Source organism: Clostridioides sp. ZZV14-6009, from assembly GCF_020658095.1.
GTDB lineage: Bacteria > Bacillota > Clostridia > Peptostreptococcales > Peptostreptococcaceae > Clostridioides.
Genome location: NZ_JAGWDG010000002.1, coordinates 412,019 through 433,083, shown reverse-complemented (window position 1 = coordinate 433,083; position 21,065 = coordinate 412,019). Strand labels below are relative to the sequence as shown.

The window sequence follows — 21,065 nt, the reverse complement described above, 5'->3', positions numbered from 1 at the left end:
ATTGAAAATTACAGTGCTTAGCTTTATAATAGAAAATGGACAAATATACATAAGGAGTAGATTATATTATGAATTTTAAAAAAAATAGATTGAAAATAGTAGCATTAATAGTTGTTATTTTAATTGTTGTGGTAGGTATATTTGTGTCTATGCAAATAGGTCCTTATGATAAAAATAACAAAGAAGATGTAATTATTGAAATTCCAAGTGGAGCATCAGTTGGAAAAATATCTGACATACTATATGAAAATAAATTAATAAAAAATGAATTATTGTTTAAATTGATAGTAAAAGTGAGTAATAAGGCTCCATCTATAAAATCAGGAACATATTTACTTAATCAATCGTATTCAAATAATGATATAATAAGCCTTTTAGCTTCAGGAAAAATATATCATGATGGTGTAAAAGTAACTATTCCAGAAGGTTCTACATCTAAAGAAATTATATCAATATTAGTAAATAAAAATTTAGGAGATAAAACCACTTTTGAAAATCTAATAAAAAAACCTAAAGAGTTTTATGACAAGTTTGAATTCTTGAAAGAAGATGGAATAACTTCTTTAGAGGGATTTTTGTATCCAGAAACTTATTATTTTAATTCAAAGAAACAATCAGAGGAAGATATTTTAAGTGAAATGTTGAGGGTGTTTGATAGTAAATATACAGACAAATTTAAAAAGAAACAAAAAGACTCAAAGATGACTCTTCAAGAAGTAATGGAGATGGCTTCAATAATTGAAAAAGAAGCTGTACTTGATAAAGATAGACCAATAATAGCAAGTGTATTTTACAATAGACTTAAAGTAGGTATGCCTCTTCAATCAGATGCAACAATACAATATATATTTGAAGAAAGAAAGAAAATTGTAACTTATAATGATTTAAAAATTGATTCACCATATAATAGTTACAAAAACAAAGGATTACCTCCTACACCAATATCAAATCCTGGTATAAAATCTATTGAGGCAGCACTTTACCCAGATAAAACAGATTACTTGTATTTTGTAGCAAAGATTGATGGAGGAAATAACTATAGTACAAACTATCAAGACCATTTAAAATATGTTAAAGAGTACAAGGAAGCGAGAGATAAACAAGGTAAAGATACAAAAACAACAAATAATGAAAATACCAAAAAATAAACAATGATTATAAAAAGTCTAACAGGGTAAGAATAATGTTGGGCTTTTTTATTGAAAATTGTTATTCTTAGATTTATAATAAAGAAAGTGTAAATATACAGAGCAATATGAATTTAAAAAATAATAAATTAAGACAAAATTTTAATGTTTATTATTTTAGGGAGTGTTTTTATGAGTAATATAGTTAATGACTTGGTTGAAGATTATATAAGAGTAACATTAAAGGAAAAAGAAGGACTTTTAAAAGATTTGGAAATTTATGCTGAGGAAAATAGTGTTCCTATAATACACAAAGAAGTTTCAGATTTATTAAAAGTTTTATTAAAGATTCAAAAGCCAAAAAGAGTTTTAGAAGTAGGGTGTGCAATTGGTTATTCCTCTATTTTCTTTGCAACAATCATAGGAAAAGATGCAGATATAATAACTGTTGAAAGAAGCGAAAAAATGATAGAAAAAGCAAAAGAAAATATAAAATTAGCTGGTTTTGAAAATAACATAACTATACTAGAAGGAGATGCAGAAGAAAAATTGAGTCAAATCCAAGGTGAATTTGACCTTATATTTATAGATGCAGCAAAAGGTCAATACAAGCTATTCTTTGATTTAGTTATAGATAAACTAAAAGATGGCGGATTATTAGTTTCTGATAATATTTTATATAAAGGAATGGTTGCACATGATGATTTTGTTGTAAGAAGAAAGAAAACCATAGTAAAAAGAATGAGAAATTATTTAGATTATATATGTAATTGTGATTATTTGAGTACATCATTGATACCAATAGGAGATGGTGTAGCATTAAGTTATAAAGAAAGTAAAAGAGGTGACGTAGATGGAATTAAATAAAGTTGAACTTTTAGCTCCAGCAGGTGATTTGGAGAGATTAAAAATAGCTATAACATATGGAGCAGATGCTGTTTATATAGGTGGAGAAATCTTTGGAATGAGGTCTGCTGCAAAAAACTTTAGTAAAGAAGATATGGCAGAAGGTGTAGCTTTTGCACATGAGAGAGGGAAAAAGGTATTTGTAACAGTAAATATAATCCCTCACAATGAAGATTTTCTACAATTAGAAGCTTATTTATTGGAGTTAGAAGAGATAGGAATAGATGCAGTTATAATAGCTGACCCAGGTGTTCTTAGTGTAATTAAAAAAGTAATTCCAAATATGGAAATACATTTAAGTACACAAGCAAATACAACTAATTATCTTAGTGCCAATTTTTGGTATGAACATGGAATAAAAAGAGTTGTAGTGGCAAGAGAATTATCATTTGATGAAATATCTGAAATAAGAGCTAAGACACCTTTAGATATGGATATAGAAGCTTTTATGCATGGAGCTATGTGTATTTCTTATTCAGGAAGATGTTTGATAAGTAATTATATGACTGGAAGAGATGCAAACAAAGGTTCTTGTGCTCAATCTTGTAGATGGCAATATCATTTAGTTGAAGAAAAAAGACCAGGAGAATATTTCCCTATATATGAAGATGAAAGAGGCACATTCTTTTTTAACTCAAAAGATTTGTGCATGATAGAATACATACCAGAATTAATTAAATCTGGTATAACAAGCTTAAAAATAGAAGGAAGAATGAAGACATCATATTATGTTGCAACAGTTGTAAGAGCATATAGAATGGCAATAGATGAATTTTATAAGGACCCTGAGAACTGGAAATTTAATCCTATTTGGATGGAAGAGTTAAAGAAAGGTAGCCATAGACATTTCACATCAGGTTTTTACTTGAATAAACCAACAACAGAAGACCAAAATTATCAATCAGCATCATATGTTAGAAACTATGATTTTATAGGTATAGTTAGAGAGACAGAGGATGAAAATGGGATTATTGTAGTTGAACAGAGAAATAAAATGTGTGTTGGTGATGAAATAGAAGTTATGGGACCATATAAAGAAACTATGTTTACTAAAATAGAAGAAATGTACAATGAAGAAGGAGAGCCTATAGAATCAGCTCCTCACCCTAGACAGATAGTTAAGTTAAAACTATCTGTAAAAGTTGAGAAAGATTATATGCTTAGAAAAGTTATAGAAGAAAAAGTTGAAGAGTAATAAAAATTTAATAAAAATAGTATTAGCCCCTTAGAAATTGTCAATAATGAAATTATCTAAGGGGTGATTTCATGTCAAAAAAGAAGACTCCATTTTTGAAAAAAGTGGGAAAGAGAAGCTGGTATATATTTACTGTAATTTTAATAATTTATAGTGGTTTAATCTATAGGCTAGTTGATATACAGGTATTAAAAGGTGATAAGTACAAAAGAAATGTTGAATCACAGAGTGTTGAGAAAGTAGAGTTAAATAGTGGACGAGGCATAATTTATGATAGAAATAATAAGAAACTTACAGATACAAGTAAAGTTCAGCTTTTAGTTGTTGAGAAAGAAAAATTAAATAACAACTATAAAATACTAGAACTTGTTAAGAAGGCTACTAAGATGGATGATTTGGAAATATATAAAATTATACAAGAACAATTGGCGAATCCCATAATACAAATTCAGACTGAAAATATTGATAATAGCATGAAAAAACAGCTTGAGAAAAATGGGATAATGCTAGAAGAAAAGACTATGCGATATTCACAGGATGGTTTGTTATCACATACAATAGGTTATATAAAAGATGATGATAAATCAGGTCAATTGGGAATAGAAAAAAGTATGGATAGTGTACTTAGAAACTCAAATGAAAAATATATAAGTGCTTTTAAAGCAGGGGATGCAGGAAACGAAAAATCTCTAAATATTTTAAAGGGAAGTGTAAAAACAGTTGATGAAAAAGATAAAGATAAACATTTAAAAACTACTATTGATTATGATATTCAAAAAAATTTAGAGCAAATACTAAATAAAGAAGAAAATCCAACAGCAGCAGTGATTTCAGATGTATCTACAGGTGAAATTATTGCTATGTGTTCTAGACCTAATTTTGACCAAAATAACATAGCAAAGAGTTTAAAGAGTAAAAATGGAGAATTTGAAAATAGAGTCATAAAATCGACATATCCGCCAGGTTCTGTGTTTAAGATGGTAGTCCTATTTTCTGCACTTGAAAATGGAGTTGTAGATGAGAATTATACCTATAATTGTAAAGGGAAAACTAAAGTCGGAAATAGTAATGAAATATTACGATGCAATAAACTAGATGGGCATGGTCTTCAATCCTTACAGCAAACTTTTTCTAATTCATGTAATCCAGCATTTTTAGATATAGCAATGAAAGTTGGTAAAGAGAAGATATTAAAGTCTGCTGAGAAATTGCATTTATTTGAAAAGGTTGATATTGGTCTTGATGAAGAACGAATTAGAGAAGCTCCAAAAAATATATCAATACGTAATTTAGCTATAGGGCAAGAAAATATAGAATTTACACCACTCCAAATAAATCAAATGACCCAGATAATAGCTAATAATGGAACATTTGAACCATTATATTTATATAAAAGTCTTGTAAATAATGATATGAAGACAATAAAAACTTATAAGTCTTCAAAAAAGGAAGAAATTATTTCTCCTTATGTGTGTACACAAGTAAAAGAAATTATGAAGTCTGTTTCTAAAGTTGGGACAGCTAAAGTCTTAAAGGATTTAGAAGGAGGATGTGGGGTAAAAACTGGTACAGCTCAAAGTAGTCTGAATAAAAAGCCAATAGATCATGGTTGGATAACCGGATTTTATCCAGAGAAAAGACCTAAGTACGTAATAACTGTGCTAGTAGAAGGGACTCAAAAGGAAAGTAAATCAGCAATACCTATATTTAAAGAAATATGTGAAAGTATAAAATAAAGTCATGTATTATAAAATTTAAGGATATATCGTAATTTTAATTTTTAAGTAAGTTGTTTTGACTAATGTTATACGATATATCCTTTTAAAAATATAATATTAATTTTCTTGAACAAGCTCTTTTTCTAGTTTTTTAAGAGCTTTTTTTTCGATTCTGGACACATATGATCTAGAGATATCAAGTCTTTGTGCTATTTCTCTTTGAGTTTTATACCCATAAGGAGTTAACCCGTATCTTAACTGGACAATTTCTCTTTCTCGAGGAGTAAGGATTTTATTAAGTTGTTCATATAGTTTTCCAACCTGAACTTTTAACTCCACTTCATCAAGAACATAATTGACATCTGTACCAAGTATATCTAAAAGACTTATTTCATTACCTTCTTTATCTGTTCCGATAGGGTCTTGTAGAGATACTTGTGATTTGTTTTTTTTGTTAGATCTGATATTCATTAAAATTTCATTTTCAATACATCTAGAAGCATATGTTGCCAGTCGAGTTCCTTTATCTATATTATAAGTTTCTATAGCTTTTATTAATCCTATTGTACCTATAGATATTAAATCATCCTGATCTTCTGTCGAATTGTTGTATTTTTTTGCGATATAAGCTACTAATCTCATGTTTCTTTCAATCAATGTATCTTTTGCACTTTTATCATTTTCTATTTTAAATTTAGTTAAATACTCAATCTCTTCTTCAGGGGTTAAGGGTTTTTCAAAAGATTTAAGCGCTGCCAATAAGTCACCCCCCTTTTTAACGGTCACTTTAAATTATATGAAGGAGACTTATCCAAGTTGACTGTTATTCAATAAAATAATATGTATACTGTTAGAATTTAAAACATATATTTACAAACTTTTGGCTGTAATATAACATTAAAAAGAAGAACTTAAGTTTAATTTTTTGTTGAATATATAAAAAATAAGACAGATAAATTATTAGTTTATTTGGTATAAATTGAATTTTAGATGTCAATAAATAAAAGGGAGGAAGATATGATTGTAAATAGCGAAACAAAGCTTATATGTCTTTTAGGACATCCAGTGAAACAAAGCTTTTCACCAATCATGCATAATTATTTATTTGAAAAATACAAACAAAATAATGTTTATGTATGTTTTGATGTAGAGCCAAAAGATTTAGGAAAAACAGTAGAGTCCATAAAAAGTATGGGTATAGAGGGTTGTAATGTGACAATACCTCATAAGGTAAATATAATTAAATACTTGGATTGTATTGATTACAAAGCAAAATTAGTAGGAGCAGTTAATACTATTAAGAATGAGGGAGGTGTATTAAAAGGATATAATACTGATGGAGTTGGATTTGTAAAATCTGTAATTGAAAATGGGTTTGACCTAAAAGACAAAAAGGTCATGATATTAGGCTGTGGAGGTGCGTGTAGAAGCATTTCTATTGAACTTGCATTTAATAATGTAAAATCTATAGAAATAAGAAATAGAAGTATAGATAAAGCAAGGGAAATATCAAATATAATAAAGTCTAGTTTTAAATTAGATGTAGACTATAGCACTAAAGAAGTTGATAAAAATGATTTAAGTAAAATTGATATACTTATAAATACTACACCAATAGGTATGGGGAATAACTTATGTCCAATCGATGAATCATTGATTCCAAACAAAAAAATACTAGTATGTGATATAGTGTACAAGCCTCATGAAACAAGCCTTATAAAATGGGCGAGAAAATACAATTTAGATGTTATGTATGGAATTGATATGTTAATAAATCAAGGTCTAAGTTCATTTTGTATATGGACTGGAATAAGGTTAGACAGTAATGAAAATGATTGTATAAAAGATATTTATGAAAAGAATTTATAACTAATTCCTTAAGCTTTAATCTATAGAATATAAAATATTAATGAGAGGTTTTTATTATTGAAAACGAAAAAGAATGGTTTTATATCAATTGAATGTATAATGAGTATTGCCATATTATATGTAGCTGTGTATTTGGTATCTACATCTTTATATAGCTGCTATAGTTTTATTAGTAAAAATGCATCTAATAGAGAAATGTTAAATATTGCAAAGAAATACTTGGAAGATGAGAAATATAAAATAAAAAATAATGAATATCAACTGACTGAGGATGAAATAAATAAAAATTACATAAAGGGTTATGAGATTAATAGCACAGTGAAACAAATTTTAAACTATTATCAATGTTATGAGATAAATATGGAAATTAAGAGTGATTTAAAACAATTAAGATTTAACAGTTATGTTACGAAATAATAAAGGTTCTATATTAATAGCAACATTGATAATATTTTCTATTATAAGCACTGTATGTATTATGTGTATAGGTTTAATTTATAGTAATGATAATATATTTGAATTAGAATATAAAGATGCTAAGTTAAGGGAAGCTTCTTTAAGTGGTATAGAAATATCAATAAGTAATGTACTTTGTTGTGTTGAGGAAGCCATTAATATATCTAATAATGAGGAAGAATTTAGAGACTATTTCTTAGGAAATAATACGATTGATTGTATAAAAAAAATAAAAGATACATCTTATAGTAATTTAGAAGAAGTTCATTTAAAAATAGAAAACAATACTATATATGACAAAGGAGATTTTTTTGAGTTTGATATAACAAGTACAGCCAGAGATAAAGACTTTTTAAAAGTAATAAAAGTGAGAGTAAAAATTAAAAATCCATGGGTAGGAATTGATATTAAAGATTATATAGATGATGATTATAGTAATAAAGATTCTATTGAAACATCTAAGGAGTCTAAATCGTTTGACCAAATAGAACTTTCAACTGTATTTGAGTCTGAAAGTAAAGATTTTGATAATCAAAACACTAATGGAGATGAAGAAGAAATAGACCAAGAGATAATAGAAAATATAAAAAAGAACTTTGATGAGAAAAATTTAGTATATGTATATAAGTATAGGGGTGTATAACTTTGAAAAAAGAAGGAATGTGACTGTAATAGAATTAGTAGTATCCATAGGTATAATACTATTGATAGCTACAATATGTTTTCCAAAAGATAATCTTGAAAATCATAAAATAAATTTATTTGCACGTCAACTTTGTTCAGATATAAGATATGTTAGACGAATTAATATGTTTAGCAACTACAATACATATATATACTATATAAAGCAAAAAGAACAAGAAGGATATGTATTGAGGAAAGATGGCAAAAATATTAAATCCATAGTACTGCCTAGAAATGTAAGAATCGCAAGAAGTATTGAAACTATAAAATTTAAATCTGATGGCTCACCTCAAAAAGCAACTACAATAGAGATATATAATGATAGATTAAATAAAACTATAACAATAACACCTGTAAGTGGAAGAGTACTTTTGAAAGAGGGAAAATATGAAACGTAAATGTGGATATTTACTTTTAGAAGGTGCAGTATCTTTAACTGTAATTGTAGTACTGGTGATAACTTTATATTCTATATTTATACTTACAATGAATTTAAAAGTTAAAATAGAAGATAAAATGGAGTTACAGCAACAAAGTATTGAAATCACAAAATCTATAGAAGGAATCATTAGTAATTCTAGGGGGATAATAAACTTATCTTCTAATGATAAAGGTTTTAAAAAAATGACATCTATAAAATGTAGATATGTAGATGAAAATACAACTGATAATGAAGAATATACAAGCAACAAAGAAATTATATTAAATGAGAGACGAAATAAGTTGTTTGTGAATTCTTTAAATGGTGAAAGTAGCCAAGCTGGTGGATATGAAATTGGTGATTATGTAGATGAAATGTATGTCTCAATGTCTAATAATGGAGAATATATTAATATAATATTGAAATTATCAAAACGTAATCAAAAATATGAAACTGAGTTTAAAGTAAAAGTATGGAATTTTATTAAAAATGTATAATTTTAAATAGAAGTATTATTAATGAAGATAATTGTTTTAATTTTTTATGAAAGTTATTCTGTAAAAATCTAAAAAATTATGTTTATCTGTTACTTTTAAATAAAAAGTAACGAGTAATAGTGGAAAGTGTAGTCGTAGAGATAAATAATATCAATATATAAAATGTATAAAGTATGATTATAGATGTAAATAATAAAAATATAGGATAAGTAATCTGCCAAATACTTGTTTATATTGTATAACTTATGATATTATGATATTAGTAAAAATTTGTAATCCTGACTTGACAGAATTCAAGTAAGAGATATAATTTTAAAGGCATAGTAATGTAAAATTTACTAAAAAATAAGAAATTTATTTTAATATGGAGGAACAAAAAATGGTATCAGCAGGTGATTTTAGAAAAGGTGTTACATTTGAAAAAGATGGACAACCATGTTTAGTAGTTGATTTTCAACACGTTAAGCCAGGTAAAGGAGCTGCTTTCGTTAGAACTAAATACAGAAACTTAAAAACAGGAGCTATAAGAGAAGAAACTTTTAATCCAAGTGAAAAATTCCCTAAAGCTGTAATAGATACAAGACAAATGCAATATCTATACAATGATGGTGAGTTATATTATTTTATGGACCAAGAAAATTTTGAACAAATACCATTAAACTATGAACAAGTTGAAGAAGCAATTAAATTCTTAAAAGAAAATGAAGTTGCGACAATAAGATTTTATCAAGGACAACCATTCCAAGTGGAAGCTCCAAACTTTGCAGAGCTAGAGGTTGTAGATACAGAGCCAGGAATAAAGGGTGATACAGCAAGTAATGTAACTAAAGCAGCTACAGTTGAAACTGGTGCAGTTGTTCAAGTTCCATTATTTATAAATACTGGAGATAAAGTAAAGATAGATACTAGAACAGGTGAATATTTATCAAGAGTATAAAAATTTATGTATATAAAAGCTTATATGTCTTAATAATATAAGATATATGAGCTTTTAGTTTATATATTAAAAAGAAAGCGAGGGGTGTTACATGAAACATTTATATGAAGAAGTTGCATACTTAAAAGGTTTAGCAGAAGGTTTAGAAATAAGCACTGAGAGTAAAGAAGGGAAAATGATACATAAAATAGTTGATGCATTAGAAGTATTTGCAGAAGCTGTTGTAACATTGGATGAACAACAAGAAGAACTTCAAGATTTTGTTGAATCTATAGACGAAGATTTAGCAGATTTAGAAGAAGATATTGCTGACATGGAAGAGGATCTTTACGAAGAAGATGAAGAAGATGATGACGATGAGGACTTCAGCTATATAGAAATGGAATGCCCAAATTGTGGAGAATTAGTAGAAATAGACGAAGATTTGTTATATGATGATGAAGTAGATGTTGTTTGTCCTGATTGTAAGGCTGTAATATTATCATCAGAAGATGATTATGAAGATGATGATGATTGTACATGTGGTGGTTGTTCAAATTGTGATGATAGAGAATAAAAATTCATAAGAAATAAAACTGCCTATGATGCCTATGAGATATTTTGTTTCATAGGTAGTTTTATTTTTATGAGGACAAGTATTTTGGATTTTGGTTTTGCAATAGTTGCACAAAAATAGTACACTAGAATTTATAGAATAGGATTTTGGAGGGATGTAATAATGAAGATAAGTAAAAAATTACTAGATAATATACAAAGATTTGAAGATGTTATAAATTATAAATTTAAAAATAAAGAATATATACTAGAAGCTCTTACACATAGTTCATATTCTAATGAAAATAAGAGATATAATTTTAATGAAAGATTAGAATTTTTAGGAGATTCAGTTTTAGGAATAGTGATAAGTGATTATTTATTTAATGAAGAATCCAATCTGCCCGAAGGGGAATTGACTAAACTTAGAGCAAACATAGTTTGTGAAGATTCATTAAGTGAAGTTGCAAATGATATAAATTTAGGGATTCATATGCTATTGGGTAGAGGTGAAGAATCTACTGGAGGTAGACATAGAACTTCAATATTAGCAGATGCATTTGAGGCTGTAATAGCAGCAATATATCTTGATGGAGGATTTGAAAGTGCAAGACAATTTATATTACACCATATGGAAAATATAATTTACGATTCAAGAAAGGGAAATATATTTAGAGACTATAAAACACATCTTCAAGAAGTATTACAAGGAAATGGAGAAAATAATATTTGGTATAGGCTTATAGAAGAAAAGGGACCAGACCATAATAAAAGGTTTGTTATGGAAGTTGGAATTAATGGAGATGTTTTGGGTATAGGAGAAGGTAAAAGCAAAAAAGAAGCAGAACAATTGGCTGCTAAAGTAGCTCTAAAGAAAAAATTATGGGAAAAATAAATATAATATGTAAAAATATAAAAAGAAATATTTAGATTAGAAGGATGTTGTAGATGAAAAAGAGAATTATACCTATATTTGTTCCTCACAAAGGATGTCCTCATGATTGTATATTTTGTAATCAAAAAAAAATAACAGGTGTGAGTACTGATGTTACTAGTGAAGATGCAAGAAATATAATTGAAGAATGTCTAAAGACTATAGATAAGGATGCTGATGTAGAAATAGCATTTTTTGGTGGAAGTTTTACTGCTATAGATGTAGATATACAAAAAAGTTTATTATCTGTTGCCAAAGAGTATGTAGAAAAAGGTTTTATAAAAGATATTAGAATGTCCACAAGGCCAGATTGTATTAGTGAAGAAATATTAGAAATGTTAAAAGAATATAAGACAAGTATAATAGAGCTTGGAGTACAATCCTTAGATGAAAAAGTATTATTAGATAGTATTAGAGGTCATCAGTCAGAAGTTGTATACAAGAGTTCGAAGTTGATAAAAAATAGTGGAATTAAACTTGGCTTACAAATGATGGTTGGACTTCCAGCTGATACAGAAGAAAAATGTATATTTACAGCCAAAAAATTTGTAGAGCTTAAACCAGATTGTGTAAGAATTTATCCAACTTTAGTGGTAAAAGAGACTGGTCTGGAAAAATTGATGGAGCAAAATGAATATAAGCCATTTACACTTGACGAGAGTGTAAGAATAGTAAAAAAAGTACTTGTATTATTTTATGTTAACAATATAAATGTAATAAGAGTTGGGCTTCAAGCTACTGATGATATACAAATGGGAAAAGCTGTCTTAGCAGGTCCGTATCACCCTGCTTTTAGAGAATTGGTAGAAGCTGAGATGATAAAGGATTATTTAGAATTTCTTATTTCACAAAATAAAAATATAAAGAACATGTTGGTGAAGTCTAATAAAAAGAATATTTCTAAAATAATAGGAAATAAAAAAACAAATATTAAATATATGAAAGAAAATTTTAGTGTGATTTTAAAAACACAAGAATCCGATTTAGATATAAATCAATTAGAAATTGTGTTAGATGGGAAAAGTTTAATTATTGCTAATATGAGAGACATCCATAGAAAATTGTATGACATTTATAACCTTTAGTTTTAACGATGAAGGGAGAGAAACGATTTGTATTTAAAGAGACTAGAGTTAAAGGGATTTAAATCCTTTCCAGTAAAGACAGATATTATTTTTAAAGAAGGAATAACAGCGATAGTAGGACCAAATGGAAGTGGAAAAAGTAACATATCTGATGCCGTAAGATGGGTATTAGGAGAACAAAGTATCAAGAGTCTTAGAGGAGATAAACTTGAAGATGTAATATTTGCAGGTACAGATACAAAAAAACCCATGAATTACTGTGAAGTAGCTCTTACTATTGATAATTCTGAGAATCAATTAGAATTAGACTTTACAGAAGTGACTATAAGAAGAAGAGCTTATAGAAATGGAGAAAGTGAATTTTTTCTAAATAATAAGAGTTGCAGATTAAAGGATATAAAAGAAGTCTTTTTAGATACTGGTATTGGAAAAGATGGTTATTCAATCATAGAGCAAGGAAAAGTAGATGAAATATTGAGTAATAATCCTTTAAGTAGAAGAAAAGTTTTTGATGAAGCTTGTGGTATATCAAAATATAGATATAAAAAACAGGAAGCAGAAAGAAATTTAAGTAATACAAAAGAAAATTTGGAAAGAATAGATGATATATATATAGAAATTGAAAATCAATTAAAACCTCTTTTTAATCAACAAACAAAAGCAAAAAAGTATTTAGAAATAAGTGAAAAATTAAAAATACTAGAAGTGAATAATTTTATAAGAGAAATTGAAGGAATAGAAAAAGAACTGAGTGAGGTTGATGAGCATAGTAAAGTTCTTGAAAAAGAGCTTAAAGAAAAAGAAGAGCAAAAAAATGTTGTAGAGAAAAAACAAGAAGATGTTGATAAGGAGATAGAGGTACTACAAGATGTAATTGAAAAGTCTGTGGATTATATAAATTCAATTAAAGGTGTTATATCAAAAAAAGAGTCACAGATAAATTTAATTAAAGAAAGAATAAAAAACTTTACAAATGAAATTCATAGAAAAAATTCTGAAATAAACAATATAAAAGAAAAGCTAAATGAAAATAAGGTATACATAAAAGAATTAGAAAGTAATAAGTCTTCAAATAGTGAAGAGTTATTGATATTACAAGAGAATATAAAAAAGTTAGAATCTAGTAAAGAAAATCAAAGGATGAAGTTGGAATCTTTAAATAATGATATAGAATTATTTAAAGAAAATATAATAGATATATTAAATAAGAAACAAGAACTTAGTAATAAGTTATCTGCTTTAAATGCAAATAAAGAAAATATGAATATTAGAGATGAGAACATAAACTCAGAAATATCAGAATTAAACCAAAATGTCCAAACAAAATCTTCTGAATTAGATAGTATAAATAAAGAATTTAATATGAAAAAAGAAAATTTAAATAATGTGAATAACAGAAATAAAAAATTAACTGCTGATTTACAATATTCTATTAATGAACTCAATAAGGTAGAAGATGAAATACAGAAAAGTAAATACAATCTAAATGGATATAACTCAAAGTTAAATGTTTATATAGATATGGAAAATCATTATGAGGGATTTAATAGAGGTGTAAAAGAAGTATTAAAAAATAAGGATTTAAAAGGTATTCATGGAGCACTAGGACAGATTATAAATGTTCCTGAAAAATATGAGAAATCTGTAGAAGCAGCACTTGGTGCCTATATGCAAAATATAATAACTGATGATGAGTTTAGTGCTAAATCTGCAATAAACTATTTGAAGAAGAATAATTTAGGAAGAGTAACGTTTCTGCCATTAAATATAATTAAATCAAATAAAATAAGTTTGGGTAATTTAAAAGCAAATACTAAATTTATAGGAATAGCGAGTGATTTAATTACGTTTGATGAAAAATATAGAAATATAATTGAAAATATACTTGGAAGAACTATATTTATAAACAATATAGATGAAGGGATAAAATTTGCAAAAGAAACTGGTCATAGATTTAAAATAGTAACTTTAGATGGTGAAATCTTAAATCCAGGAGGTTCTTTAACTGGAGGTAGTTTAAAAACTAACGGAAATATATTATCAAGAAAAAGATTCATTAACGAGTATACAGAAAAAATAAATGATGTTAAGGTTGAGATTTCAGGTCTAGAACTTACAAAAGAATCCTTAGATAAAAGTATAAAAAATATAAAAAGTGAAATTGGCTTAGTTGAAAATGAAGTAAAAGATTTAGAAAAAAGTATTATAATAAAGAGTACAAGTATAGAAAATATCGAATCTGAGATTGAATCTTTAAAATCTAGTATTGCTAGGCTAGGTAATGAGAAAAGTGATTTGGGTTCTAACTTAAATTATACACTCGAAAAAAGTGACATTGTTAAAAAAGACATGGAAGCATTAGAAAATACATACAATCAAAATAAAGAAAAAATTGATATATTAAGTGATGAAATAAAAAAATATAATGATTTGTATGATAAAGAAAAAGCTGAATTTGATGAATTAAACCTAACTTTAGTAAAGAAAACAGAAGCTTATAATAGCATAGTTAGAGATATAAAAAGAATATCTGGTGAAAATTGTGAGTTAGAAGAAAAAACTAAACAATTAGATGAATCATTAAATTATGAAGAACAAGAAATAGTTAAGTTACAAGATTCTATATCTATTGAAGAAAAAGAAAAAGAAAACTTAACTAAACAATTAGGAGACAGCAATAGAAATCTTGAAACTAGAAAAATAGCTAAAGATGACTTGAAAAATAATTTTGATGAAATTAGTAAAGAGTTAAAAATTATAGATAGACAACATATAGAACTTAAAGAGAGTTTATTTAAGGTTGGTGGAAGATTAGAAAGATTAAAAACTAGTCAAGACACATATATAAATAAGTTATTTGAACAATATGAAATGACTTTAGTACAGGCATTGGAAATCAAGGATGAAAATCTAGAGATAGATAGAAAATTCTTAGAAAATCTAAAGAGAGAAATAAGAAGTCTTGGGAATATAAATATAGATTCTATCAAAGAATATGAAGAAATAAAAGAAAGATATGATTTTTATAGTGAACAAAAACAAGATTTAGAAGAATCTATGGAGGAGATAGAAAAACTTATACATACATTAGAAGAAAATATGAAATCTGAATTTGAGATTAAATTTGAAGAAATAAGTAAAAACTTTAAGTATGTGTACAAAAGACTTTTTGGTGGTGGTTGTGGAGAATTAACTATCTTAGATAAAGAAAATTTATTAGAAAGTGATATCCTAATAACAGCTCAACCACCTGGTAAAAAGATGAAGAATTTAAATCTACTGTCTGGTGGAGAGAAAGCTTTAACTGCAATAAGCATATTATTTGCAATATTAATTACAAAACCAACACCATTTTGTATATTAGATGAAATTGAGGCTCCACTTGATGACGCAAATATATTTAGATTTGGAGAATTTTTAAAAGATTTATCTAAAGAAACACAATTTATATCAGTAACTCATAGAAGAGGAACTATGGAAGCTGCTGATTATATCTATGGAGTTACAATGCAAGAAAAAGCTATTTCAAAAGTTATTAGTTTAAAACTAAAAGAAGCTCAAGATATAACTGATATTATATAACTTAGATTGACATAGGAGGAAGAATAGTGTTAAAAAAATTATTTGGTTTTGGCAAAGACAAGGATAAGGAATTAGAAAAAAAAGACGTTGACTCAGAAGAAGAAATAGAAAGTGGTGCTGACAATTTAGAAAACATAGAAGAAACAATTTTTTCAGGGTTTGAGGAAGAAGTTATAGATAAAGTAGAAGATATTCCAGAAAAAACTGAAGAAGAAGTTGTTGATGAAAGTACTGAAGAAAATAGAGAGATAGAAGATGAGATAGATATTAATGAACAAAAGGTAGAAGAGATAATAAATAATGATTCTCTAGATAGTGAAATAGAAGAATTAAACAATGATAATAATGATGAAGAAACTGAACATGAAGATTATGAAAATAAAGAAGAGAAATATGAAGAAAAGAAAGTTAATTTGTTTGAAAGATTAAAACAAGGATTAACAAAGGCAAAACAAGGAATAACTGATAGAATAGATGAGGTTTTAAAATCATATACAAAAATAGATGAAGAATTGCTTGAGGATTTAGAGGAAATTTTAATAACAGCAGATGTTGGTGTAAATACAACTATGGACATAATTGAGAAACTAAGAGATAAGATAAAGCAAAAGGGAATTACTGAACCAATAAAGGTAAGAGAAGAACTTAAATCTATAGTTGAAGATATCCTTACGAATGAAAACTCTACATTAGACATAGAACCAGCTCCATGTATAATTCTAATGGTAGGTGTAAATGGAGTGGGTAAAACTACTACGATAGGAAAATTAGCAAATAGATATAAAAAAGATGGAAAAAAAGTTTTATTAGCAGCAGCAGATACATTTAGAGCAGCAGCAACAGAGCAATTAGAAATATGGGCAAATAGAACTAATGTAGATATAATAAAGCATCAAGAAGGAGCAGACCCAGGAGCAGTAGTGTTTGATGCTATAAAGGCAGCAAAAGCTAGAAAGGCAGATTTATTAATATGTGACACAGCTGGGAGATTACACAACAAAGCTAATCTTATGAATGAACTTGGAAAAGTATTTAAAATAGTAGATAGAGAATTTCCAGAAGCAAAGCGTGAGGTACTTCTTGTAGTAGATGCCACAACAGGTCAAAATGCAGTTGTTCAAGCTAAAACATTTAAAGAAGTTGCAGATATAACAGGTATAGTACTTACAAAACTTGATGGAACAGCAAAAGGTGGAGTAGTGCTTGCAGTAAAGTCAGAAGTAGATGTACCTGTAAAACTTATTGGAGTTGGAGAAAGAGTAGAAGACTTACAGGATTTTGATGCAAAATCATTTTCAGATGCATTATTTGGTAACTAGTATTCTTTTAAAAATAATGGTTGACAAGAGTGTTTATATGATATAAAATACAATAGTGTAAAGTAAATAACCTTTACAGTATACTGCTAGGAAGTGTAAGATATGAATATAGAAAAAATGGTCGAAATTGGATTGTTATTTGAACAGTATAAAGAATTACTAACTGATAAGCAAAAAGAGATAGTAGCTCTATACTATGAAGAGGATTACTCTTTAGGTGAAATCAGTGAGAATCTAAGTGTATCAAGACAAGGTATATATGATACATTGAAACGTTCAGAAAAGATACTAAGAGATTATGAAGAAAAGCTACATTTAGTATCTAAGCTTCAAGAACAGGAAAAAAATATTAAATTTATAAGAAATAAAATTATTGACATTAAAGAAGATTTATTGCACAATAGAGATTGTGCTAATTTAATCCCTAAGCTAGAAAATATAGAAGATGTATGTAGGGAGATGATAAAATGATATTTGAAGGATTGTCTGATAAACTACAAGGGGCATTTAGTAAGTTAAAGTCAAAAGGAAAGCTTACAGAAGCAGATGTAAAAAATGCTATGAGAGAAGTTAAACTTGCTCTTCTTGAAGCAGATGTTAACTTTAAGGTAGTTAAAGATTTTATAAAAAAAGTTCAAGAGAGATGTGTTGGACAAGAGGTTATGCAAAGTTTGACACCAGCTCAACATGTAATAAAAATTGTAAATGAAGAACTTACAAGTTTAATGGGGGATGTACAAAGTAAAGTAATGATTTCCTCAAAACCTCCTACGATTTTAATGATGGTTGGATTGCAAGGTGCAGGTAAAACTACAACAGCAGGAAAACTTGGAGGATATTTTAAAAAGCAAGGCAAGAAGCCTCTATTGGTAGCTTGTGATATTTATAGACCAGCAGCTATAAAGCAACTTCAAGTTGTTGGTGAAAAATTGGATATACCTGTATTCAATATGGGAGATAAAGAAAGTCCAGTAAATATTGCCAAGGCAGGTTTAAGTCATGCAATTAAAAATGCTAACGATTTGGTTATTATAGATACTGCTGGTAGACTTCATATAGATGAAGTGCTTATGGATGAGTTAAAGTCAATTAAGTCAGAAGTTAAGCCACATGAAATACTTTTAGTTGTAGACTCTATGACAGGGCAAGATGCAGTGAATGTTGCAGAAAGCTTCAATGAAGCACTTGGTGTTGATGGAGTAGTATTAACTAAGTTAGATGGAGATACTAGAGGTGGAGCTGCACTTTCAATAAGAGCAGTAACACAAAAACCTATAAAGTTTATGGGGATGGGAGAGAAACTAGATGATATAGAACCTTTCCACCCAGACAGGATGGCATCAAGGATATTAGGTATGGGAGATGTATTAAGCCTAATAGAAAAAGCACAAGAAAGTATGGACTTAGAAAAAGCTAAGGAATTAGAACAAAAAATCAAAAAACAAGAACTAGATTTTGAAGATTTTTTACAACAAATGGAACAAATACAAAATATGGGACCTCTAGACAAGATACTTGGTATGATGCCTGGTATGGGAAATATAAAAGACCAACTTGGAGATGTAGATTTGAATGGTAAAGAAATGAATAGAACTAAAGCCATAATTCAATCAATGACTACATATGAGAGACGTAACCCAGGAATATTAAATGCTTCTAGGAAAAAAAGAATAGCTAGAGGTAGTGGAACTACTGTACAAGATGTAAATAGACTTATAAAACAACTTAATGAAATGAAAAAAATGATGAAGATGTTTGCTGGTTCACAAAAAAGTATGAAGAAAAGGGGCGGCTTAGGCGGTTTACCTTTTTTTAAATAAAATATAAAAAATAGTAAAAATTATTCGGAGGTGACTGTAATGGCAGTTAAAATAAGATTAAAAAGAATGGGAGCTAATAAAAAACCTTTCTACAGAATAGTAGTAGCTGATTCAAGAGCTCCAAGAGATGGAAAATTTATAGAAGAAATAGGATACTATAATCCAATTTCTGAACCTAAACAAGTAAGAATAAATGATGAAAAAGCTATAAAATGGTTAGCTACTGGTGCTCAACCAACAGAAGTAGTTAAAAAATTACTTGTAAAAAACGGAGTAATAGAAAAATTCGAAGCTTCTAAACAAGCAAAATAATTTTCTCTTAGCAACTAGTATAAGTAAATACTTATTGTTGAGGTTACTTTTAGGAGATGAAATATATGAAAGAGCTAGTTGTAGATATAGCTAAGGCTCTAGTTGATAATCCTGACTCAGTTGTTGTTGAGGAATTTAAAGACAATGACGGTATCGTCTTAAAGCTTACAGTTGCTCAGGATGACATGGGTAAGGTTATTGGGAAGCAGGGAAGAATAGCTAAAGCTATAAGAACTGTCGTAAGATCTGTTGCAAATAGAGAAAACATAAAAGTTTCTCTTGAGATAGTATAAAGAGGAGGATTAGGTATAGTGCCTAGTCCTTTTTGTATAACTGTGTACAGTTTTAAGAATTTATGATGATATGGTAACATAAGATTAAATTTTTTTAAGAAGGTGATAACATGAAAGAAAAATTAACCCATTTTAAGGTAGGGCAAATAGTAAACACACAAGGTCTAAAAGGTGAAGTAAGAGTTTATCCACTTACTGATGATATAGATAGATTTGATGAATTGAAAGATTTTTATTTAGGAAAAGATTTAAACAACAAGTGGACTGTAGAAAATGTAAGATATAAAGGCTCTATGGTTATAATGAAGATAAAAGGTATAGACACTATAGAAAAAGCAGAAAAGCTAAAAAATAAATTTATGTATGTGTCTAGAGAAGAGAGTAGAGAACTTGAAGAAGGTGAGTTTTTTATAGCAGATATGATTGGTATGGAAGTTTTAACTATAGAAGGAAAGTATGTAGGGGTCTTGGAGGATGTACTTCAATATTCTGCAAATGATGTTTATGTAATAAAAGGTGAAGAAGATAAGGAATTTATGATACCAGCTATAAAAAAATTTGTACCTACTATAGATATAAATGAAAGAAAAATGATTATAGACCCTATTAAGGGTATGATAGATTAGGTGGTAATATGAGATTTCATATAATGACGCTTTTCCCAGAAATATTTAATTCATACATGAATGAAAGTATAATGAAAAGAGCAGTTGAAAAAGGTATAATTGACGTGCATATATATAACATAAGAGATTTTTCTAATAATAAACATAAAAAAGTAGATGATTATCCATTTGGAGGAGGAGCTGGTATGGTGATGACTCCTCAACCTATATATGACACATATAAGCATATAATAAAAACCCATAATATAAACAATCCAAGAGTAATTTATTTAACTCCCAAAGGTAAGGTATACAATCAATCTATAGTCAAGGAGATGTCTATTGAAGAAGATATAATACTTCTATGCGGTCACTATGAAGGAATAGATGAAAGAATTATTGATTTAATAGTAACTGATGAAATTTCAATTGGAGATTATGTACTAACCGGAGGAGAACTGCCTGCACTTATAATGATAGATTCTATATCAAGGTTAATTCCAGGAGTATTAAATCAGGACGAGTCATTTGAAGAGGAGTCATTTAAAGATAATCTATTGGAGTATCCTCATTACACAAGACCTAGAGAGTTTGAAGAGTTAAAGGTACCAGAAGTGCTTTTATCAGGAAATCATAAAAAGATAGATGAGTGGAGACGAGAAGAATCTATAAGGATAACTAAGGAAAGACGATTAGACTTATATAAAAAATCTCAAGAAAAATAAAAACATATACAATAAAAACTTAATATACATGTATACAATAAAGTGG

At 28.0% G+C, this 21,065-nt stretch carries 22 protein-coding genes; 21 read left to right on the top strand and 1 reads right to left on the bottom strand.

All coding sequences use genetic code 11. The features are described from left to right. The first annotated feature begins 68 nt into the window (after positions 1-68). From mltG to KGF36_RS05285, 4 genes are all read left to right on the top strand, one after another. Complete coding sequence (gene mltG, locus KGF36_RS05300; RefSeq protein WP_227827134.1) at positions 69-1,148, top strand: endolytic transglycosylase MltG; 1,080 nt, start codon at positions 69-71, stop codon at positions 1,146-1,148. A 171-nt stretch (positions 1,149-1,319) separates the two neighbouring features. Then, positions 1,320-1,994: an O-methyltransferase gene (locus KGF36_RS05295; RefSeq protein WP_227827135.1), complete on the top strand. Its 675-nt coding sequence runs from the start codon at positions 1,320-1,322 to the stop codon at positions 1,992-1,994. Continuing rightward, a complete protein-coding gene (locus KGF36_RS05290; protein WP_227827136.1) occupies positions 1,981-3,228 on the top strand; it encodes a peptidase U32 family protein in 1,248 nt (415 codons plus the stop codon). The genes KGF36_RS05295 and KGF36_RS05290 overlap by 14 nt, the downstream gene beginning before the upstream one ends. Positions 3,229-3,299: 71 nt before the next feature. After that, entirely contained in the window at positions 3,300-4,964 is a 1,665-nt protein-coding gene (locus tag KGF36_RS05285) for a peptidoglycan D,D-transpeptidase FtsI family protein (protein ID WP_227827137.1), read from the top strand. 99 nt (positions 4,965-5,063) lie between these two features. On the opposite strand, the gene sigK is transcribed toward KGF36_RS05285, so the two are convergent. Then, entirely contained in the window at positions 5,064-5,705 is a 642-nt protein-coding gene (sigK, locus tag KGF36_RS05280; protein WP_227827138.1) for an RNA polymerase sporulation sigma factor SigK, read from the bottom strand. Between the two features lie 258 nt (positions 5,706-5,963). Here sigK and aroE point away from each other — a divergent pair, with 258 nt between their 5' ends. From aroE to trmD, 17 genes are all read left to right on the top strand, one after another. After that, positions 5,964-6,815 (top strand): shikimate dehydrogenase, encoded by an 852-nt coding sequence (aroE, locus tag KGF36_RS05275; protein ID WP_227827139.1) that lies wholly within the window; start codon positions 5,964-5,966, stop codon positions 6,813-6,815. A gap of 57 nt (positions 6,816-6,872) precedes the next feature. Further along, on the top strand, positions 6,873-7,232 hold the full coding sequence (locus tag KGF36_RS05270) for a hypothetical protein (protein WP_227827140.1): 360 nt from the start codon (positions 6,873-6,875) through the stop codon (positions 7,230-7,232). Further along, a complete protein-coding gene (locus KGF36_RS05265; RefSeq protein WP_227827141.1) occupies positions 7,219-7,914 on the top strand; it encodes a hypothetical protein in 696 nt (231 codons plus the stop codon). The genes KGF36_RS05270 and KGF36_RS05265 overlap by 14 nt, the downstream gene beginning before the upstream one ends. Next, a complete protein-coding gene (locus KGF36_RS05260) occupies positions 7,889-8,353 on the top strand; it encodes a Tfp pilus assembly protein FimT/FimU (protein WP_227854589.1) in 465 nt (154 codons plus the stop codon). Before KGF36_RS05265 ends, KGF36_RS05260 begins: the two co-directional genes overlap by 26 nt. Further along, the gene (locus KGF36_RS05255) at positions 8,343-8,873 is read left to right on the top strand and encodes a hypothetical protein (protein WP_227827143.1); all 531 of its coding nucleotides are present in this window, start codon (positions 8,343-8,345) and stop codon (positions 8,871-8,873) included. Before KGF36_RS05260 ends, KGF36_RS05255 begins: the two co-directional genes overlap by 11 nt. A 379-nt stretch (positions 8,874-9,252) precedes the next feature. Beyond that, positions 9,253-9,810 carry an elongation factor P gene (gene efp, locus KGF36_RS05250; RefSeq protein WP_227827144.1) on the top strand — a complete coding sequence of 186 codons (558 nt, stop codon included), beginning with the start codon at positions 9,253-9,255 and terminating at the stop codon, positions 9,808-9,810. A 91-nt stretch (positions 9,811-9,901) separates the two neighbouring features. Further along, on the top strand, positions 9,902-10,366 hold the full coding sequence (locus KGF36_RS05245; RefSeq protein ID WP_227827145.1) for a CD1247 N-terminal domain-containing protein: 465 nt from the start codon (positions 9,902-9,904) through the stop codon (positions 10,364-10,366). A gap of 162 nt (positions 10,367-10,528) precedes the next feature. Continuing rightward, entirely contained in the window at positions 10,529-11,239 is a 711-nt protein-coding gene (gene rnc / locus KGF36_RS05240; RefSeq protein WP_227827146.1) for a ribonuclease III, read from the top strand. A 53-nt stretch (positions 11,240-11,292) separates the two neighbouring features. Further along, positions 11,293-12,363 (top strand): elongator complex protein 3, encoded by a 1,071-nt coding sequence (locus KGF36_RS05235; protein ID WP_227827147.1) that lies wholly within the window; start codon positions 11,293-11,295, stop codon positions 12,361-12,363. A 27-nt stretch (positions 12,364-12,390) separates the two neighbouring features. Further along, positions 12,391-15,945 carry a chromosome segregation protein SMC gene (gene smc / locus KGF36_RS05230; protein WP_227827148.1) on the top strand — a complete coding sequence of 1,185 codons (3,555 nt, stop codon included), beginning with the start codon at positions 12,391-12,393 and terminating at the stop codon, positions 15,943-15,945. Positions 15,946-15,971: 26 nt separating this feature from the next. Continuing rightward, positions 15,972-17,264 (top strand): signal recognition particle-docking protein FtsY, encoded by a 1,293-nt coding sequence (ftsY, locus tag KGF36_RS05225; protein ID WP_227827149.1) that lies wholly within the window; start codon positions 15,972-15,974, stop codon positions 17,262-17,264. Positions 17,265-17,366: 102 nt separating this feature from the next. Further along, positions 17,367-17,735, top strand: a complete 369-nt coding sequence (gene ylxM / locus KGF36_RS05220; RefSeq protein WP_227827150.1) for a YlxM family DNA-binding protein — start codon at positions 17,367-17,369, stop codon at positions 17,733-17,735. Continuing rightward, positions 17,732-19,084, top strand: coding sequence for a signal recognition particle protein (ffh, locus tag KGF36_RS05215; RefSeq protein WP_227434163.1), 1,353 nt, complete (start codon positions 17,732-17,734; stop codon positions 19,082-19,084). Before ylxM ends, ffh begins: the two co-directional genes overlap by 4 nt. Before the next feature lie 39 nt (positions 19,085-19,123). Then, complete coding sequence (gene rpsP, locus KGF36_RS05210) at positions 19,124-19,396, top strand: 30S ribosomal protein S16 (RefSeq protein ID WP_003419338.1); 273 nt, start codon at positions 19,124-19,126, stop codon at positions 19,394-19,396. 65 nt (positions 19,397-19,461) lie between these two features. After that, positions 19,462-19,689, top strand: a complete 228-nt coding sequence (locus KGF36_RS05205) for a KH domain-containing protein (RefSeq protein ID WP_227434164.1) — start codon at positions 19,462-19,464, stop codon at positions 19,687-19,689. A 110-nt stretch (positions 19,690-19,799) separates the two neighbouring features. Then, on the top strand, positions 19,800-20,315 hold the full coding sequence (rimM, locus tag KGF36_RS05200) for a ribosome maturation factor RimM (protein ID WP_227827151.1): 516 nt from the start codon (positions 19,800-19,802) through the stop codon (positions 20,313-20,315). 8 nt (positions 20,316-20,323) lie between these two features. Beyond that, complete coding sequence (gene trmD, locus KGF36_RS05195) at positions 20,324-21,019, top strand: tRNA (guanosine(37)-N1)-methyltransferase TrmD (protein WP_227827152.1); 696 nt, start codon at positions 20,324-20,326, stop codon at positions 21,017-21,019. Positions 21,020-21,065: the final 46 nt, after the last annotated feature.

Coding starts and splice junctions, on each gene's coding strand:
- KGF36_RS05205 (WP_227434164.1), top strand. CDS start 19,462: ATGAAAGAGCTAGTTGTAGATATAGCTAAGGCTCTAGTTGATAATCCT.
- KGF36_RS05245 (WP_227827145.1), top strand. CDS start 9,902: ATGAAACATTTATATGAAGAAGTTGCATACTTAAAAGGTTTAGCAGAA.
- ffh (WP_227434163.1), top strand. CDS start 17,732: ATGATATTTGAAGGATTGTCTGATAAACTACAAGGGGCATTTAGTAAG.
- KGF36_RS05260 (WP_227854589.1), top strand. CDS start 7,889: ATGTATATAAGTATAGGGGTGTATAACTTTGAAAAAAGAAGGAATGTG.
- KGF36_RS05235 (WP_227827147.1), top strand. CDS start 11,293: ATGAAAAAGAGAATTATACCTATATTTGTTCCTCACAAAGGATGTCCT.
- efp (WP_227827144.1), top strand. CDS start 9,253: ATGGTATCAGCAGGTGATTTTAGAAAAGGTGTTACATTTGAAAAAGAT.
- aroE (WP_227827139.1), top strand. CDS start 5,964: ATGATTGTAAATAGCGAAACAAAGCTTATATGTCTTTTAGGACATCCA.
- KGF36_RS05295 (WP_227827135.1), top strand. CDS start 1,320: ATGAGTAATATAGTTAATGACTTGGTTGAAGATTATATAAGAGTAACA.
- KGF36_RS05290 (WP_227827136.1), top strand. CDS start 1,981: ATGGAATTAAATAAAGTTGAACTTTTAGCTCCAGCAGGTGATTTGGAG.
- rpsP (WP_003419338.1), top strand. CDS start 19,124: ATGGCAGTTAAAATAAGATTAAAAAGAATGGGAGCTAATAAAAAACCT.
- KGF36_RS05265 (WP_227827141.1), top strand. CDS start 7,219: ATGTTACGAAATAATAAAGGTTCTATATTAATAGCAACATTGATAATA.
- rnc (WP_227827146.1), top strand. CDS start 10,529: ATGAAGATAAGTAAAAAATTACTAGATAATATACAAAGATTTGAAGAT.
- KGF36_RS05285 (WP_227827137.1), top strand. CDS start 3,300: ATGTCAAAAAAGAAGACTCCATTTTTGAAAAAAGTGGGAAAGAGAAGC.
- KGF36_RS05255 (WP_227827143.1), top strand. CDS start 8,343: ATGAAACGTAAATGTGGATATTTACTTTTAGAAGGTGCAGTATCTTTA.
- rimM (WP_227827151.1), top strand. CDS start 19,800: ATGAAAGAAAAATTAACCCATTTTAAGGTAGGGCAAATAGTAAACACA.
- mltG (WP_227827134.1), top strand. CDS start 69: ATGAATTTTAAAAAAAATAGATTGAAAATAGTAGCATTAATAGTTGTT.
- trmD (WP_227827152.1), top strand. CDS start 20,324: ATGAGATTTCATATAATGACGCTTTTCCCAGAAATATTTAATTCATAC.
- ylxM (WP_227827150.1), top strand. CDS start 17,367: ATGAATATAGAAAAAATGGTCGAAATTGGATTGTTATTTGAACAGTAT.